Consider the following 327-nt stretch of genomic DNA (forward strand, 5'->3'; position numbering starts at 1 on the left):
TCAAGATGATCGTTGACGAAGTATCACCACCGCATGCAGATCCTGAAGGTGACTTCCAAATGCAAACCTCTCAGCTTGATTACAACTCGTATAAAGGTGTAATCGGTATTGGTCGTATTAAACGTGGTTCTGTTGCGACTAACCAACAAGTTACAGTTATTGGCGCTGACGGCACGACTCGTAACGGTAAAATTGGTTCAGTACAAAGCTACCTAGGCCTTGAGCGTATCGACACTGATAAAGCTTATGCTGGTAACATCGTTACTGTAACAGGTTTAGGCGAGCTTAAGATTTCAGATACTATTTGTTGTCCTAACAACGTTGAAG

General features: G+C 42.8%; 1 protein-coding gene. It reads left to right on the forward strand.

The features are described 5' to 3' along the window. Positions 1-59 precede the first annotated feature (59 nt). Positions 60-327 (forward strand): EF-Tu/IF-2/RF-3 family GTPase (locus tag R2R70_RS19395; RefSeq protein ID WP_410978806.1); only part of this gene is annotated, 268 nt, incomplete at its 3' end.

The organism is Cobetia sp. SIMBA_158 (assembly GCF_046566945.1).
Lineage (GTDB): Bacteria > Pseudomonadota > Gammaproteobacteria > Pseudomonadales > Halomonadaceae > Cobetia > Cobetia amphilecti.